Genomic DNA, 14,750 nt, shown 5'->3' with positions numbered 1-14,750 from the left:
TTGGATTTAAGGATTGTAGGATTTAAAGTATCCCATCTTAAGTGGAATCTGACCGCTCTCGCCTTAACAAATGACGGCCATCACTTTATCAACCTAACAGACACATTACCTTTAATACTTTAAAAAATGATGGAAAAATACTACTTATTTGTAGGGCTGGCCTTTGTATCTGAAGTTATCGGCACGGTATCTGGTTTCGGTTCATCTATATTATTCGTACCTATTGCCTCCCTATTTTTTGATTTTAAGGCGGTGTTGGGCATCACTGCCGTTTTTCATATTTTCAGCAACCTATCTAAAATAACGCTTTTCAGGGAGGGTATAGATAAGCAAATAGCCGTAAAACTAGGTGTACCGGCAGTTGCATTTGTTTTGGCAGGTGCATGGCTTACTACATTTTTGCCTACAGAGTTATTAACCCTGTTAATGAACCTAGGCTTAATGGTGCTCTCCTGCTATTTACTTTTTAACTTTAACAAAACTGTAAAACAAACTAATTTTAATTTATGTGCCGGAGGGGCCTCATCAGGTTTGCTTGCGGGGCTAACCGGAACCGGCGGCGCTGTTAGAGGTATAACGCTGGCGGCATTTCAGCTCCCTAAAGCTGTTTTTATAGCCACTTCCGCACTTATTGACCTCGGGGTTGACAGCAGTCGTGCTGTGGTGTATGTAAGCAATGGCTATTTCAAAGCCGCCTATTTAATTCTCATCCCCTTCCTAATAGGCATAAGCATTGCAGGGAGTTACATAGGAAAACTTATTTTAAATCGTACATCAGAAACGGCTTTCAGATACATGGTTTTGACAACCATTATTGGTATATCACTTGCACAAATGATTAAGATGATCTTATGAAAAAGAATAACCTACCTCTTGCTCTTGAAAAAACCCCTAACTAACTCGGCGCATTCATTTTCGCGGATGCCGCCTTCTATAATGGTTTTAGGGTGAGTGATCTTTTGGTTAAGTCGCCCAAAGCCCATACGTGGGTCGTAAGCGCCGAAAACTATTCTGCCCACCTGGAACCAGTAAGATGCGCCCGCGCACATTACACAGGGCTCCAGCGTTACATATAGTGTGCATTCTTTTAAATACTTGCCACCCATAAAATTAGCGGCCGCGGTAAGGGCCTGCATTTCGGCATGTGCCGATACATCGTTTAAACGTTCTGTTAGGTTGTGCCCCCGCCCTATTATCTGCCCTTTACAAACCACCACCGCGCCAATGGGTATCTCATCCTCGCCTAAGGCAACCCGGGCTTCTTTAAGCGCCTCGTTCATAAAAAAGTCATCGGGCTTAACGGCAGGCTCATCGCCAAAACTCACGTATCTCATGCTATTGCTTAAAAGTTTTCTCTATATACTTCTCTGTGGCTACCATCAACAGCGGCCCAATAAAAACTCCGCTGCCCATAAATGATATAATGTGCAGCATTTGCTGAGTTCTGACAGGCATTAACATGCTACTGATCAAAAGATTGATCAGTATACCACCCACTACCAGCGTTAAACCCGCCTTTATACAGAAAATAGCCGCGAAGCGGTTAGCCACATCCCAGGTTTGCTGATTGTTCTTTGACGAAGGCGTTTTAAAGCCATACCAGGTATTAACTGTTTTAGCCGGAAAAAAATAGGTTATGATGCCTATCAGTAAAAATAGCAGCCCTATTGCCTGTGGCCCAAATATCCAGTTGGTTAATGTCATATCCTGTGCATTTTATACAGCGATGGGTTTGAACCCATCGCTATACCCTATACTAATTTATTTCCGTTAGGCACCGGTTTATCCACGGCAGCCAATACTATATCCCCGTTCTCATCAGCAAAACCAGTAACCAAAAACTCCGACATAAAATTGGCTATTTGCTTTTTAGGGAAGTTGATCACCCCCACAACTTGTCGCCCGGGCAATTCTTCTTTAGTATAATGCTTTGTTATTTGAGCGCTAGACCATTTTATACCGAACGCGCCAAAATCAACCTGAATTTTATAAGCAGGTTTTCGCGCTTCGGGAAAATCCAATACCTGCAGTATGGTGCCAACACGTAGCTCCACTTTTTCAAAATCGCCCCAGGTAATGGTCTCCATCATTCGTCAAATATAAAATGCATAAGGCTTTGTTCAACAAAAAGCAAAATATTTTGTTGGGGCTTATGGAAACCGGTGCAAAGTTGCATCCTATCAATAAAAACAAGAGAATATGAAAAAGTTAAGTATAATAATAGCCCTGGTAGCGGTAAGTGTAGCATCAGGTTTTGCGCAAAGTGTTGACCTGCGCCGGAAAATTGAAGTAAGTGGTACAGTAGAAAAAGAGGTTACTCCGGATATCATCAATGTATCTATATCATTAAAAGAGTATCTTGATGGTAAGACCAAAATAACCATCAGTCAGTTGGAGCAACAGTTGGAAAAGGCTGTGCGGGATGCAGGAATTGCTAAGGAAGATTTTACTATTAATAACCTGTCATCATATAATTACATCGACCCTAAAAAGAAAACAACTGATTTTTTAGCTTCAAAGCAGTATGGCATCCGCTTTCGCGATCTGAACAAATTTAACCAGGTAATAAGCAAGGTTGATCCTAAGGGTATCCAATCAACCAACGTAGCCAGCTATGACTATTCAAAAATAACCGAGTTAAAAAGGGAACTACAGGTACAAGCCTTGCTGGTAGCCCGCGAAAAAGCTAACGCGTTAGTGGTTGCGCTGAATGAAAGATTAGGCGGCGTTATTCAGATATCAGAATTGGATATGAGTAATGATTACCCGCAAGCCCGATTTAAAACCATGAATATGGCGATGGCAGCTGACGGTGCCGGCGTACCTGAATCAGATATTGATGTACAAAAAATCAAACTGACTTTCAGGATAAACGCTGTGTTTGAAATAGCAGGCAAATAAGCAGAAATTTAAAAATTAAAGCAGAGCCGCCTCGGAAAATCCGAGGCGGCTCTGCTTTTTTATCGCTAATTGCTACCTTCGGTCAGAATGGAAAATTTACCCGAATATACCCGCTCTCAATTAGCCCTGCGCAACGGACAGGATAAACCCGAAGTATGGATTGCCTATAAAGGCCTTATCTACGATGTTAGCCGCAGCCGCCTTTGGAAGAACGGTAAACATTACGAGCATTGGGCCGGGCAGGACTTAACCCCTGAACTGGCCGACGCGCCTCATGATGAATGGGTTTTTCAGAATCTGGATGTAATAGGGAAATTGAAGTAGCCTCTTTTAGTTGGCAGTGTGCGGTTGGCAGTTAGCAGTAGCACGTTTAAGCAAACTGCCAACTTAAAACTGCCAACTACTCTCCGATTTGAAAAGCCGACAGGTTAACAAATTCCTGTACACGGGCGGCAATTTCTACCTGCGAAAGATCAATGGTGCGCTCGGTACCAAATTTTTCTACACAGAATGATGCCAATGCTGAGCCGAAGATGATGGCGTTCTTCATGTTATTGAAGTTGACTGTGCCCACTTTGGCCATATAGCCAATAAAGCCACCTGCAAAGGTATCACCGGCACCGGTTGGATCAAACACTTCCGCCAACGGCAAGGCGGGTGCTGCAAATATTTTATCCTCGCCAAAAAGTAAAGCACCGTGTTCTCCTTTTTTAATGATAAGATATTTTGGGCCCATGGTTAATATTTTACGGGCAGCTTTCACTAATGAGTATTCGCCTGATAGCTGGCGGGCCTCTGCATCATTAATGGTCAGTACATCAACCATTTTAATAGTTTCCAGCAAATCGTCCATGGCAATGTCCATCCAAAAGTTCATGGTGTCCATCACAATCAGTTTAGGGCGGTTTTTTAAGCGTTTTATAACCGTTTGTTGTACTTGCGGGGTAAGGTTACCCAACATCAGGTATTCGCAGTCCTGGTAGCTCTCCGGGATGATGGGGTCAAAATCAGCCAACACATTAAGCTCGGTAGCCAACGTGTCGCGGGTATTCATATCATTATGGTACTTTCCGCTCCAAAAGAATGATTTCTCGCCTTTTTTTACCTGCAGGCCTTCGGTATCAATGCCGTGATCATTAAACTCCTTAATGGTTTCTTTCGGGAAGTCATCGCCAACAACGGCAACAATTTTAACTTTATTATAAAAGTAGGAAGCCGCCAAACCCGCATAGGTTGCAGCGCCGCCAACAATTTTATCAGTTTTACCAAAAGGAGTTTCAAGGGCGTCAAACGCAACGGTACCGATCACTAATAAGCTCATGCTATAAATTTATTCTGTTTAGCTGCAAATATGCTTGTTTTTTGCCAAATTCAGTTTATGCCGCTTAATTATAAGCACAGGCGCTTTTAAAGGTACAGGTCTGCCATTTTTTTCCAGCTGCGCGGGGCGTGCGCATATCCGTTCCATGTATAAAGCTGGTGCCCAATATGTTTGCGGTTTAGTATGTCGCTAAATTCGTAATTATCCGGTTTAAAGGGGTCAGTGTCGCCTATTGCCACCACAATTTCAAGGCTGCGGATCTGGTTAAGCAAACTATCACTTTCCATATTAGCTAAAAACTGCCTGGGCATGTTAAAGTACACATTATCGTTATGATGGCCGTCTAACAGATCTCTAAAATATTGAACCGGCCGGGTCAGATCAAATCTGCCGCTCATGCAAACAAGTTTATTAAATAAATGCGGGTGTTTTAAAGCTATGTTGGCCGCATGGTAGGCCCCGAGACTACAACCTGCCGACTCAAAATCATTATCCGGCTTTTTTAAACGCATTAAGGGCAATACCTCACAAAGTATATATTCCTCATATTGCAAATGCCGGTTAATTCTTTGCTCCGGATGCGACCACGGGTTGTACAAGCTTTCCTGATCTATACTATCCACACAAAATAATTGCAATTCTCCTGCATTGATTCTATGTGCAAGCGCTTCAATAATGCCCCAATTCTCGTAATCATAAAAGCGGCCCATACGGGTTGGAAAGAAAAGCACTGCCCTGCCGCCGTTACCATAAACCAGTAGTTCCATGTCCCGCCCCAAGCGGTCGCTATACCACTTGTGGTATTCTCTGTTCATAGCACAAAAATTGTCCAAATATTTCTACCCTATATTAAATGCAGGTAAAAAAACAGTTAATTATGCAATTAATGCGCCGCGTATAATATCCTTCCAAAGCAAATAACCCCGTTGGCTTAAATGAAGGCCATCCTCTAAAAAATACTGAGCATCCGGATAGCCGTCTGCATTTAACATAGGGTTATAAATATCTATCCAGCGCCAGTTGGGTTGGTTTTGCTTTATTTCCTGCAATAAAATATCATTGGTGAATTTAAAACTGTTAATAAGGCCCCAGCGGTTTATACTTGGCTTTAGCGAGATGAAGTAACAAGGTATGGGGCCAAATTTCTTCATCACTCTTGCAGCAAATTGCTGAAAATAAAGAAACACCTCTTCGGGGTGCCTGCCATCGCCCAAATCATTATCTCCGGCGTATAGCACCAGTCGTTTAGGTTTATACCCAGCCATTACCCTATTAAAAAACCAGGTACATGCAGCCAGCGTAGAACCCCCAAAACCCAGGTTAACAGCATCAAAATCTTTAAAATCTACACTTAGGTTGTCCCATAGCCTGATGGATGAACTTCCATAAAAAAGTGTTGCCGGTTGGCGTTTATCCTGTAAACGTTGTCTTTCCAAACGTTTTACCTCATCCTCATACCAAAACATTGTACATACAATTAAGTATTACCAAACCTAATAAAATGATTTTTATAATAAGTGTGATTTTTAAATGGAATATGGGGATAGTCCATTTTAAACTTTCATTACTACCTGATAATGGTTACGGCCCCCGACATGGCTTTTCTGCCATTTTTTGGATCGATAATATAATAATAAACGCCGGGAGTTAAATTGCCATTATTTGCGCGCCCATCCCAGGGGGTTGAATATCCTATTGACGAAAAAACCTTTTGCCCGTACCGGTTAAAAACATTAACGGTACAACCGGGATACGAATCAAGGTATTTAATTTCCCAGATATCATTAATGCCATCGCCATTGGGTGTAAATGCATTGGGCATGAGCGGAGTTTTTAGCACTGTTACCACCATATCGGCAAATTGCTGGCAGCCCTTATCGTTAGTAACGGTAACCCGGTAAGTTATATCGGCTATGCCGGTAACTGTGGGGCTGGCTATGGTAGCATCACTTAGCCCCGTAACCGGTAGCCAGGCATACCTCAGCCCGTTACCCGTAGCGTTTGCGGTAATAACACGACTACCACCCTCTAATATGGTTATATTGCCAGGCACTTCTACGGTTGGTACGGGATCAACAGTTACCTCGCGACTTATAGTATTTGAGCAACCTGTAGTGCTAAAGGTATAAGTATACTGAATAACAAACTTACCCGGGCCCGATACGGCGGGATCAAAAAGCCCTGCCTGGCTAACACCTGTTCCTGTGTAAATTCCTGAGCCGGGAATGCCACTTCCACTTTCATCATGCCCGTTTAACTGTATAGGGCCATTATTTGCACAAATAGCAGCCGGTTGCGTAAATACAACCAGGGGTGTGGCAAGTATATTGATATTTTCAGTCTTCTCCTGCGATATACATACGCTGCCCGAATAGGCCAGCATCCGTACCTTATAGGTTTTGTTACCTGCGTGAGTTTGGGGGTAGGTATGCCCATACATTTTGCCGGGTGTTGGGTTATTGTCAGTTTCTACCAATGTCGGGGTATTACCGTAGTCATAATAAAGGTCTATCCGTGTCACGTTGCCAAACTCAACCACAGTAGATTTATTTTGAATAACAACTTCATTATTGCTGCACAAACTGTTTTTGTTTAAAACCTCAAAATCTGCAACTGGAGTAGCACCATTAACGGTAAAAGGTTTGGATTTAGTTTCACTACAACCTGAAGCAGTACTTACTGTTAAGGTTATTGTATAATTACCGGTACTTTGATACTTATGAACCGGATCTTTTGCGGTTGAAACGGGTGTGTTGTCGCCAAAGTTCCATAGGTAAGTAAGCGCGCTGTTATCCGCAATAGTTGTGCGATTGGTAAAAATAGTATTATCGCTTATACAGGTGGGTGGCGTATCAAAATCAATCACAGGCAGGGGTTTTACTACTATCTGTTGCGTTGTTGTTGATGGGCAACCTGTTGATGAAGTAACTGTAAGTTTAACAGCATAAGTGCCCGCTGCCGCAAAAGTATGTACAAAGGGCTGTCCATCAGCCTTGTTCAGTGTTACGCCTTCAATTTCCCAAACGCGCGATTGAACGGTAGTACCCGAAGGTGCAGTAGAAGCGTCAGTAATTACTATCGGTCTGTTGGCACACGCCGGGTTTGAAATAGTGAACGCCGCCACAGGCAAAGCATTGATGTGTATTGGTTGTGTTATAGTTACTGAGCTACATCCATTTCCATTGGCAACCCTTAAACTTACAGTATAGTCGCCGGCTGCGTTATAACTATGCACCGGATGCTGAAGATTGGAGCTTTGTCCATCACCAAAATTCCAGAGCCATGAACTGACAGCCGCTCCGTTGGATACTGAGTTATCGCGGAATGACACCGGGTTACCGGGGCAAGCATCGGCTGGCGCGGTAAAAGCCGGTATTGGTTGCGGCAACACAGTCAAAACCAGTTCATTTGAAGCCACAACACAATTGGAATTATCGATATTTGCCGATAAGCCTGATATAAGCCTGTAGTTATAAGTGCCTGCCACCAACGGCGCAGCAAAGCTATACTGAGTGCCGTTAACAGTAGCAACTATATCTGTCCATACCCCATTAACTTTTTGTTGAACTTTCTGCGAGTAGCCTTGCGAAGCTGCAGTTGCACTAACTATTTTTACTGTTTGCGGCACCCCGGCGCAGATCTGGGTAGATGAAGATTGATCGAAAGCAACCTGTACGGGTGCTCCGTATGGCCGGAAGGTAATATCGTCTATGGCCAGATCATTACCATATCCACCCGGACCATTATTGATCATTTTTAATACAATTGTTCCTGCATTAGCTGGTGTGGTAAACTCCATGGTATAAGCATGCCAGGTATTATCCGCAGGTATATTGCCGGTATCATACTGGATAACGCCTGCATCTGTTTCTATCTGAAACTTGACATTTGGAGGGTTACCGCCATTGTTGCTAAAGATGTTTTTTATAAAGGCACCAAACTGGTATTTAGTCCCGGCGCATAGCTCGGTAACATTGCGTGTGTAAAAAATGCCCGGGGTGTTAGCAGCGTTAACCAGCATATAGTATCCTCCGGGGTCGCCGGTGTGATCTGATGTTGATACCCAAACCTGGTTTATCCCGGCAGAAGTATTCGTTATAGTATATTGGCCGTCCTGCGGAAACCCCTGCCCGGGAAAGCTGGCATCATCATAATAAGTGTAAGTAGTAGTGCCGGATGCAGGGGGCAACCTGCCGCCAAATTTACCGCTACCGGTACCAAAGGTTATATTGACAATAGGGTCGCCCAGGCTCTGACAAAAAGCCGGGGTGCTGAAAAGCAAAAAAGCAGAGGCAAGAAAAGCAATCGTAATTAGATTATTCTTTAAAAAACTGCTCCGCATACTATGTAAATAGTCCCCTCTTTTTAAGGAGACTAAAGTATTACATTTAGCACTAATAAACTAAAAGTTTGCTTATTTAGTTTTTAAGAAAATGTATAGGATTTTTGCAACCGTTATAAGCTAACTTAATCAATATCGCCTAACACCTCATCAACTATACCGTGCTGCATAGCTTCGGGGCCTGTCATCCAGTAATCGCGTTCAGATGCCTTGTGCACCCAGTCGTAAGTTTGGCCGCTGTGTTTGGCAACTATCTTATACAGATCATGCCTTACTTTTATAATTTGCTGCGCGGTTATTTCTATATCTGCCGATACACCCTGCACACCGCCCGATGGCTGATGGATCATTATGCGCGAATGCGGCAGTGCTGAGCGTTTGCCTTTTTTGCCTGCGCAAAGCAGTATGGCGCTCATAGAACAAGCCATGCCTATGCAAACGGTGCCTACATCGGGCGTTATTAACTGCATGGTATCATAAATGCCCATGCCTGAGTACACATCGCCACCCGGTGAATTGACATAGAGCTGAATGTCTTTTTTAGCATCAACAGATTGCAGAAAAAGCAGCTGCGCCTGGATGATATTGGCCATTCTATCCGCAACTGGTTCGCCTAAAAATATGATCCGGTCCATCATCAGCCGCGAAAAAACATCCATTTGCGCCACATTCATCTGCCGCTCTTCGGTAATATACGGCGTCATACTTGTGGGTACACTAACCGCCCGGCCCAGGTAACCATCAACATGCTGACTGCCTATGCGATGATGTTTAATGGCATATTTTCTAAATTCGGTATTTATATTCATGGCTTTACTTTTTAAACAGGTTTACAATGCGCTGCATAAAGCTGCTGTATTGCGGTGCATTAGCTAAGGTTTGCTGTACAGCCTTGATCTCGGCCTTAATGCATTGACGGCCGTATTGCTTTATAACTGCGTGAGTGATCTTTTGGTGTTGCACGTCGTCACTCAGACTACTATTCAACAATAGGTTGGCTTCAAACAACAACCTGTCGCTGGTTGCCATATCGCCAAAAAGATAATCGTCAATTACTTTAATGTTATTCAATGAAGTCCGCATAGGTCTGTGATCTTTGTTTAACTGTTTCTCTAACCTTTTCCAAGCATTTGTATTTTGCCACCGTTGCAGAATGTGTGCCCGAATAGCCAAAAAGGTTAACAACATCACTTAATGGCAAAGCATCATAATAACAGGCTTTCAGTAATTGCATACATTTTTTACCCGCTGTTTCAAGGTAATGCATTAGTTTACCGCTTGCAGGTTGTTCATCAGCTGTAAATGGGATGTCACAATCGCCAAGCGGCTGATTTTTGCTATTAAATTTATAATGCTGCAGCCATAGCTTTTTAGCAATGCCCAACAAATATGCTTTCTCGTTTACAACGGCATGAACCTGTTCTGAAGTCACCTTCTCGTAATATATAATGAGCGTATCCTGAAAAATATCCTGGGCTTGGTTAAGGTCGCCGCCCATTTTGGCTACATAACGCGCCACCGCGGGAAATCCCTTTTTATAAAGGCCTAAAAAGAATATTTCGCGCATTTCAACTGTAGATAATGTGTTTTTATTCATAGCTATCAGAGGGTATTTATTACTATGTGTAAGATATGGACAAAATATCACCCGGGGGAATGAAAAATTATATCAGAAAGGATGGCAATACTGCCGGACCTACTAGGATTTGATCAAAGACTTTGAGACTTTTTTCCCTAAAGAGATACCGTTTAATTCAATTAACTTATAAGAGAACTTAGCAACTAGAAGTACTACCCCTACAATTGAAAATACAAGAAGGTTATTAATTATTACATTTCCGGTGGTGATATACCTCATTGAGACATCATTGCCGATTCCCATTACGGGTGTAAGATTTCTGCCGGTTACTTTACTTAGAATCATTACTCCGCTTAAAACAAGGAATAAAATGCTGGCGTGAGTAAGATAAATAGAATAAGATAATTTACCTAAATAGCCAACGGGCTTTGATTTTAGAATTGCTGATATAATCCCTCCTTCAAAGGAGAAAATTAAGATGATAATCATAAAAAGAAAGCTTACAACAATATTCTTGTGATCAATGTTCATCTCAAAAATTAACACCAAAGCTGATAAAGAAATGATTTCAAGAAAATTATAGCTGGTTTTAGATAACAATGCATCTTTTATGCGCAAATACAAGAGATAGCATAAACACCCCGAGAAGAAGCAAAAAAGCCCACCTACAGCTTCGTCTTTTAATAAGTGGGACCCGTTAAACATTAGAAAAAATGTGAGAGCTACTATAATAAAGAATATAGTTGTTCTAAATGCAGGTACTATAAACAATATTAGTCCCAATATAATATAGGTATAATACTCTACACTAATGCTCCAGGAAGGATAGTTGAATGAATAGATGCTAGCATTAGAAAGCCATGATTGGAGTAAAAATAAATTAAAGAATATTTCTGACTCATCATTAACTCCCGAGAAAGATGGTGTTGTGAAATTATAACCCTTTGATTGCGCAACAGACTTCCCGGTTTCAAATAAAATGAACACAAGAAGCATAAAAAGATGTAGTGGGAACAATCTGAATGTTCTACTAATTAGAAACTGCTTAAACACGGTTTTATTAAAAAGCCGCTGCCCATAACTGTGGCAAAGCACAAAGCCGCTGAGTATGAAGAAAAAGTCAACAAAAAGACTACCGTTCCTAAAAAAAATCCACTCTGTAAATGTGCCAAGTACATGAGTATGATAAACCACCACTACAATTGCACATATGCCTCTAAAACCGTCGAGCGCCAAAAATCTTTTTACAGGCATAATTCATTAAAAATTAAAATATATCTCAAATATAAAAATCATGTAAATATTAACTAATATTTGCATTGATTAACATGAGTAATAACCTATTACATGGAGGAAACACCGCACAAAAGGGTCAGCGAAGCCCTTGAATGGATAGCGAGGGAAAAGGCCATTTCTATAAGCATCTGAAGTAAATAGCAAACCTCTAATATCAGCTATTCGAGGTTTGCTTATGCTGTGGAGTTGTTTAGGCGATATGCTATTTTAATTTAGCCACACCTACTTTTCTGCGCCGGTGTTCAATTATTTCTTTTTAGCAACAGCCTTGGCTTTGGCTTTCCCTTTCATTTCATTCCAGTAAATAAATACACCTCTGTCTGTGCCGGTAACAATGTCTACCGCTCCGTCTTTATTTAAATCAACAGCTAACACATCAGATCCTACGCCAGACCGGTTATGCATTAAATGCGGCACAAACTCGGCACCACCCGGTACCTTAGCATTACGTACTGTTTTATACCAGTAAATAACCGGCGGCCCGTAAGCGTCCGGATCAAGATAAGTATCCAGGTGCGACCAATACCGTTTACCTGTAATAAAATCAGGAATACCATCGCCATCCATATCGGCAAAAGCTGTGGCATGCGCTTCAGAGAAGGCTACGCCCCCGGCATTTTTATCCATTGTGCCGTAATCATCACTTATAATGTGGCGCACAAAAGTTATATTTCCCTTTGCATCGCGCTTTTGTTCAAACCAGCCAAGGCCAAAACCATGCGCGTTAAGCGATGTTACTACGTCATTTAACTTATCGCCGTTTACATCATAAACACCCATAACAGCACCACCGTAATTATTGCCACGATGCGCTATGCGCCCAAATGCAACGGGGTGATAGGCCCATAACATTTTACCATCATCGTTTTTTGGATGCTCCCACCAACCGTTAACATTTAAAATGTCCATTAAACCGTCGCCATTTATATCGCCTACACCAATGCCATGCGCATTTGATGCGCCCTTTTCAGATATGGGGCGCTGTATCCATGGTTTGGTAATGTCAGCCGGATCGGGTTTCGCATAGGATACCTGCCCACCTGATCCGTAAACCAATTCGGGTTTGCCATCGCCATCAACATCTCTAAATGTCATAATTTCTGTTTGTATGCCTCTTACAACCTGGTATCTATCCCAACGGCGTGATTCTCCTTTAGGATTAACAAATAAGGAACCGCCGCTTAAAACGTCGTCCCAGCCATCGCCATTAAAATCATAACCGTACTGGCAATTAAACTCTGTAAATTTTGTGGATGGAGCACCCGATGTAGCGTAGGCAATTTCGCGGGAGCTGGTATAATCAGGGCCGAAATAGATATACGGACCGGCAACAATATCAGTAACGCCATCATGGTTAAAATCACCCGACCCTGCAGCCCATGAGTAGTACATATCCTGTATGCGTTGCACCTTAAACCCTGCACCTGTTTGCTCCTTAGGCATTTTTTTAATACCCGCATCTACGTAGCTTAACTCGTTGAACTGAACTTCGCCTGTACCGTTAACCATTAATGCTATTGGCCCAAAGCCCATATCCGACTCGGTGCTGAAAGTATTTTCGGCGCCATCATTTATATAACCGCGCACTATATTAAGATCGACAATGAGATCATACTGATTCCATTGGCCGGGTATTGGTGCCGGTGTAGGGCGTGTAAAAGGCAAATGCTCTGTTGCAGGGCCGGTAACGCCGCGCGGCGAACTTCCTGAGCCTCGTTCTGGTGTCCTTGCATTCGGGTCGAATGCAGGAGCCTGCCGTATAATACCACCGGCGGGGTGCAAATCCTCTCTTTTGGTTTCTTTGCCTTGTGCATCCAGCGTAACTTTGTAAAAACCGAGTTCTGTGCCTTTTATTGATGCTAAAAATCCTTTAAATCCATCATTGGTTTTTTCCATACGAAATACAAATCCAACCTCGGCATTGGCATTGGCTTTATATAACGTGCGCAAATGAATATCCTGGAAACCACGATCGGATATTAAATAACTTGCCGCGCCGTTGGCCTTTGCGGTTATCGTACCGTTATTGGCTTTCCAATCTGCACTACCTAAGGTATGCCAGCCCGAAAGTGCCGATCCCTTGTATACATAGTCTGGTATAAGGGACATGCCCCTGCCATTATAGTCGCCCGTTATTGCCTGCCCGAAGGAAATAGCCGTCAGTCCCGCTAGTAGAAGTGTTGATAAAATACGTTTCATTTTTTTGTAATTTGAGGTGGTTAATTGGTATTTACATATATAAACCACTATTACAGCTGTGCGGGATAAGCAGTAAAAGAGGCCTTACAAAACAATAATTGGTTACAATATCAAATATAAAAGATTATTGTACAATTAGTATTTGATAAGTTGAATCGTCGTCGAATTAGAACCGTTGAATAAATTGACCAAGTTCTTCCTCCCGTTCTTTCAGCCAAAAAAGAGTCATGGTAACCTTTTGCCTGATATTTTTTAAAGGTATTAATGCAATATCCATATTTACACCTTTTACGCCTGATATCGGCTCAATTGAAATACCAAGACCAGCCTCCGCCATCCGTAACACACCGGTAACATTTGCTGATTCGTGGGCAATTTTTGGTGTAAAGCCCGCGTCCTGGCACATCTGAAAAATTTCTTCTACGTAGCCAATTCCTGTAGCAACCTGGGGCAGAATAAAAACTTCGTCTTTAAGCGCCGTAAGGTCATTAAAAGAATTGTTGGCTAAACGATGGTTAGCCGGCAGGATCAGTACAAAATCTTCCCGGTATAGAATCTTGCTGTTTACTTCTTCAGGCAGGATAATATTGGGAGCAACTCCAAGATCAGTTTTTCTTGTCAGTAACATTTCGAGCTGCTGAAAATTCGACGTCTCCTGCGTTGTAGTTTTAATCATAGGCCACGTTTTCTTCACGCTTGCCAAAAAAGAAGGAACTACAGTATTCATTGCCGAACTTGAGTGAGTTACCCTAACTTCAGCAACCTCTCCGTTGTGAATTTGAGCAGTACGGACAATAGTTCGTTTCAGATCGTGTAAAATACGGTCGGTCTCTTTCTTAAAAAATAGTCCGGCGGGTGTTAAACTCACAGTTCGTCTGCTGCGATCAAACAGTACCGCTCCAACTTCCTGTTCCAATAACTGAATTTGCTTGCTGAGTGCAGGCTGAACAATATTGATCTGTTCGGCAGCTTTCCGATAATTAAGTAATTCGCAAATGATTAGGAAATTACCGAGTTGCTGAATATTCATATCGATCAAATAAAATTATCATTAGATCAAAAATAAGTATTTTATTTTATCGATGTATAATCTAAACTTTGGCAACATTCAT

Annotated in this window: 16 protein-coding genes; 3 read left to right on the top strand and 13 right to left on the bottom strand. The window is 42.2% G+C overall.

Translation table 11 applies throughout. The features are described 5' to 3' along the window. Positions 1–126 precede the first annotated feature (126 nt). Entirely contained in the window at positions 127–855 is a 729-nt protein-coding gene (locus tag ACFQZS_RS14290) for a sulfite exporter TauE/SafE family protein (RefSeq protein WP_377101351.1), read from the top strand. Between the two features lie 11 nt (positions 856–866). Here the strand turns inward: ACFQZS_RS14290 and ACFQZS_RS14285 are convergent, their stop codons facing one another. Genes ACFQZS_RS14285 through ACFQZS_RS14275 form a run of 3 tightly spaced genes read right to left on the bottom strand, consistent with a single transcriptional unit; the run spans position 867 to position 2,087 of the window. Next, on the bottom strand, positions 867–1,334 hold the full coding sequence (locus ACFQZS_RS14285) for a nucleoside deaminase (RefSeq protein WP_377101350.1): 468 nt from the start codon (positions 1,332–1,334) through the stop codon (positions 867–869). Position 1,335: 1 nt separating this feature from the next. Continuing rightward, positions 1,336–1,704 carry an SdpI family protein gene (locus ACFQZS_RS14280; RefSeq protein WP_377101348.1) on the bottom strand — a complete coding sequence of 123 codons (369 nt, stop codon included), beginning with the start codon at positions 1,702–1,704 and terminating at the stop codon, positions 1,336–1,338. 47 nt (positions 1,705–1,751) lie between these two features. Next, complete coding sequence (locus ACFQZS_RS14275; protein ID WP_377101573.1) at positions 1,752–2,087, bottom strand: tRNA-binding protein; 336 nt, start codon at positions 2,085–2,087, stop codon at positions 1,752–1,754. Positions 2,088–2,199: 112 nt separating this feature from the next. Between ACFQZS_RS14275 and ACFQZS_RS14270 the strand changes: the two genes are divergently transcribed. Together ACFQZS_RS14270 and ACFQZS_RS14265 are read left to right on the top strand one after the other, a co-directional pair. Then, on the top strand, positions 2,200–2,901 hold the full coding sequence (locus ACFQZS_RS14270) for an SIMPL domain-containing protein (RefSeq protein WP_377101346.1): 702 nt from the start codon (positions 2,200–2,202) through the stop codon (positions 2,899–2,901). 87 nt (positions 2,902–2,988) lie between these two features. Then, positions 2,989–3,225 carry a cytochrome b5 domain-containing protein gene (locus tag ACFQZS_RS14265; RefSeq protein ID WP_377101344.1) on the top strand — a complete coding sequence of 79 codons (237 nt, stop codon included), beginning with the start codon at positions 2,989–2,991 and terminating at the stop codon, positions 3,223–3,225. Between the two features lie 76 nt (positions 3,226–3,301). Here the strand turns inward: ACFQZS_RS14265 and ACFQZS_RS14260 are convergent, their stop codons facing one another. From ACFQZS_RS14260 to ACFQZS_RS14215, 10 genes are all read right to left on the bottom strand, one after another. Further along, complete coding sequence (locus ACFQZS_RS14260) at positions 3,302–4,222, bottom strand: PfkB family carbohydrate kinase (RefSeq protein WP_377101342.1); 921 nt, start codon at positions 4,220–4,222, stop codon at positions 3,302–3,304. Positions 4,223–4,308: 86 nt separating this feature from the next. After that, complete coding sequence (locus ACFQZS_RS14255; protein WP_377101340.1) at positions 4,309–5,037, bottom strand: esterase family protein; 729 nt, start codon at positions 5,035–5,037, stop codon at positions 4,309–4,311. Positions 5,038–5,097: 60 nt separating this feature from the next. Next, complete coding sequence (locus tag ACFQZS_RS14250) at positions 5,098–5,688, bottom strand: GDSL-type esterase/lipase family protein (protein ID WP_377101338.1); 591 nt, start codon at positions 5,686–5,688, stop codon at positions 5,098–5,100. Between the two features lie 101 nt (positions 5,689–5,789). Beyond that, positions 5,790–8,504, bottom strand: coding sequence for a PKD domain-containing protein (locus ACFQZS_RS14245; RefSeq protein WP_377101336.1), 2,715 nt, complete (start codon positions 8,502–8,504; stop codon positions 5,790–5,792). Between the two features lie 185 nt (positions 8,505–8,689). Further along, positions 8,690–9,373, bottom strand: coding sequence for a ClpP family protease (locus ACFQZS_RS14240; protein ID WP_377101334.1), 684 nt, complete (start codon positions 9,371–9,373; stop codon positions 8,690–8,692). Positions 9,374–9,377: 4 nt separating this feature from the next. Continuing rightward, positions 9,378–9,647, bottom strand: a complete 270-nt coding sequence (locus tag ACFQZS_RS14235) for a hypothetical protein (protein ID WP_377101332.1) — start codon at positions 9,645–9,647, stop codon at positions 9,378–9,380. Further along, positions 9,628–10,161 carry an RNA polymerase sigma factor gene (locus ACFQZS_RS14230; RefSeq protein ID WP_377101330.1) on the bottom strand — a complete coding sequence of 178 codons (534 nt, stop codon included), beginning with the start codon at positions 10,159–10,161 and terminating at the stop codon, positions 9,628–9,630. Before ACFQZS_RS14230 ends, ACFQZS_RS14235 begins: the two co-directional genes overlap by 20 nt. Positions 10,162–10,263: 102 nt before the next feature. Then, complete coding sequence (locus ACFQZS_RS14225) at positions 10,264–11,397, bottom strand: acyltransferase family protein (RefSeq protein ID WP_377101329.1); 1,134 nt, start codon at positions 11,395–11,397, stop codon at positions 10,264–10,266. 288 nt (positions 11,398–11,685) lie between these two features. Further along, positions 11,686–13,638: an FG-GAP-like repeat-containing protein gene (locus ACFQZS_RS14220; protein ID WP_377101328.1), complete on the bottom strand. Its 1,953-nt coding sequence runs from the start codon at positions 13,636–13,638 to the stop codon at positions 11,686–11,688. A 166-nt stretch (positions 13,639–13,804) separates the two neighbouring features. Continuing rightward, the gene (locus ACFQZS_RS14215; RefSeq protein ID WP_377101326.1) at positions 13,805–14,668 is read right to left on the bottom strand and encodes a LysR family transcriptional regulator; all 864 of its coding nucleotides are present in this window, start codon (positions 14,666–14,668) and stop codon (positions 13,805–13,807) included. Positions 14,669–14,750: the final 82 nt, after the last annotated feature.

The organism is Mucilaginibacter calamicampi (assembly GCF_042676765.1).
GTDB classification, from domain to species: domain Bacteria; phylum Bacteroidota; class Bacteroidia; order Sphingobacteriales; family Sphingobacteriaceae; genus Mucilaginibacter; species Mucilaginibacter calamicampi.
Note: the sequence above shows the minus strand (reverse complement) of the source record. Positions and strands in the feature narration are given on the sequence as shown.

Bases quoted from the DNA above. Each gene is read 5' to 3' on its own strand.
- ACFQZS_RS14290 (WP_377101351.1), top strand. From the start codon at position 127: ATGATGGAAAAATACTACTTATTTGTAGGGCTGGCCTTTGTATCTGAA.
- ACFQZS_RS14285 (WP_377101350.1), bottom strand. From the start codon at position 1,334: ATGAGATACGTGAGTTTTGGCGATGAGCCTGCCGTTAAGCCCGATGAC.
- ACFQZS_RS14280 (WP_377101348.1), bottom strand. From the start codon at position 1,704: ATGACATTAACCAACTGGATATTTGGGCCACAGGCAATAGGGCTGCTA.
- ACFQZS_RS14275 (WP_377101573.1), bottom strand. From the start codon at position 2,087: ATGGAGACCATTACCTGGGGCGATTTTGAAAAAGTGGAGCTACGTGTT.
- ACFQZS_RS14270 (WP_377101346.1), top strand. From the start codon at position 2,200: ATGAAAAAGTTAAGTATAATAATAGCCCTGGTAGCGGTAAGTGTAGCA.
- ACFQZS_RS14265 (WP_377101344.1), top strand. From the start codon at position 2,989: ATGGAAAATTTACCCGAATATACCCGCTCTCAATTAGCCCTGCGCAAC.
- ACFQZS_RS14260 (WP_377101342.1), bottom strand. From the start codon at position 4,222: ATGAGCTTATTAGTGATCGGTACCGTTGCGTTTGACGCCCTTGAAACT.
- ACFQZS_RS14255 (WP_377101340.1), bottom strand. From the start codon at position 5,037: ATGAACAGAGAATACCACAAGTGGTATAGCGACCGCTTGGGGCGGGAC.
- ACFQZS_RS14250 (WP_377101338.1), bottom strand. From the start codon at position 5,688: ATGTTTTGGTATGAGGATGAGGTAAAACGTTTGGAAAGACAACGTTTA.
- ACFQZS_RS14240 (WP_377101334.1), bottom strand. From the start codon at position 9,373: ATGAATATAAATACCGAATTTAGAAAATATGCCATTAAACATCATCGC.
- ACFQZS_RS14235 (WP_377101332.1), bottom strand. From the start codon at position 9,647: ATGCGGACTTCATTGAATAACATTAAAGTAATTGACGATTATCTTTTT.
- ACFQZS_RS14230 (WP_377101330.1), bottom strand. From the start codon at position 10,161: ATGAATAAAAACACATTATCTACAGTTGAAATGCGCGAAATATTCTTT.
- ACFQZS_RS14225 (WP_377101329.1), bottom strand. From the start codon at position 11,397: ATGCCTGTAAAAAGATTTTTGGCGCTCGACGGTTTTAGAGGCATATGT.
- ACFQZS_RS14220 (WP_377101328.1), bottom strand. From the start codon at position 13,638: ATGAAACGTATTTTATCAACACTTCTACTAGCGGGACTGACGGCTATT.
- ACFQZS_RS14215 (WP_377101326.1), bottom strand. From the start codon at position 14,668: ATGAATATTCAGCAACTCGGTAATTTCCTAATCATTTGCGAATTACTT.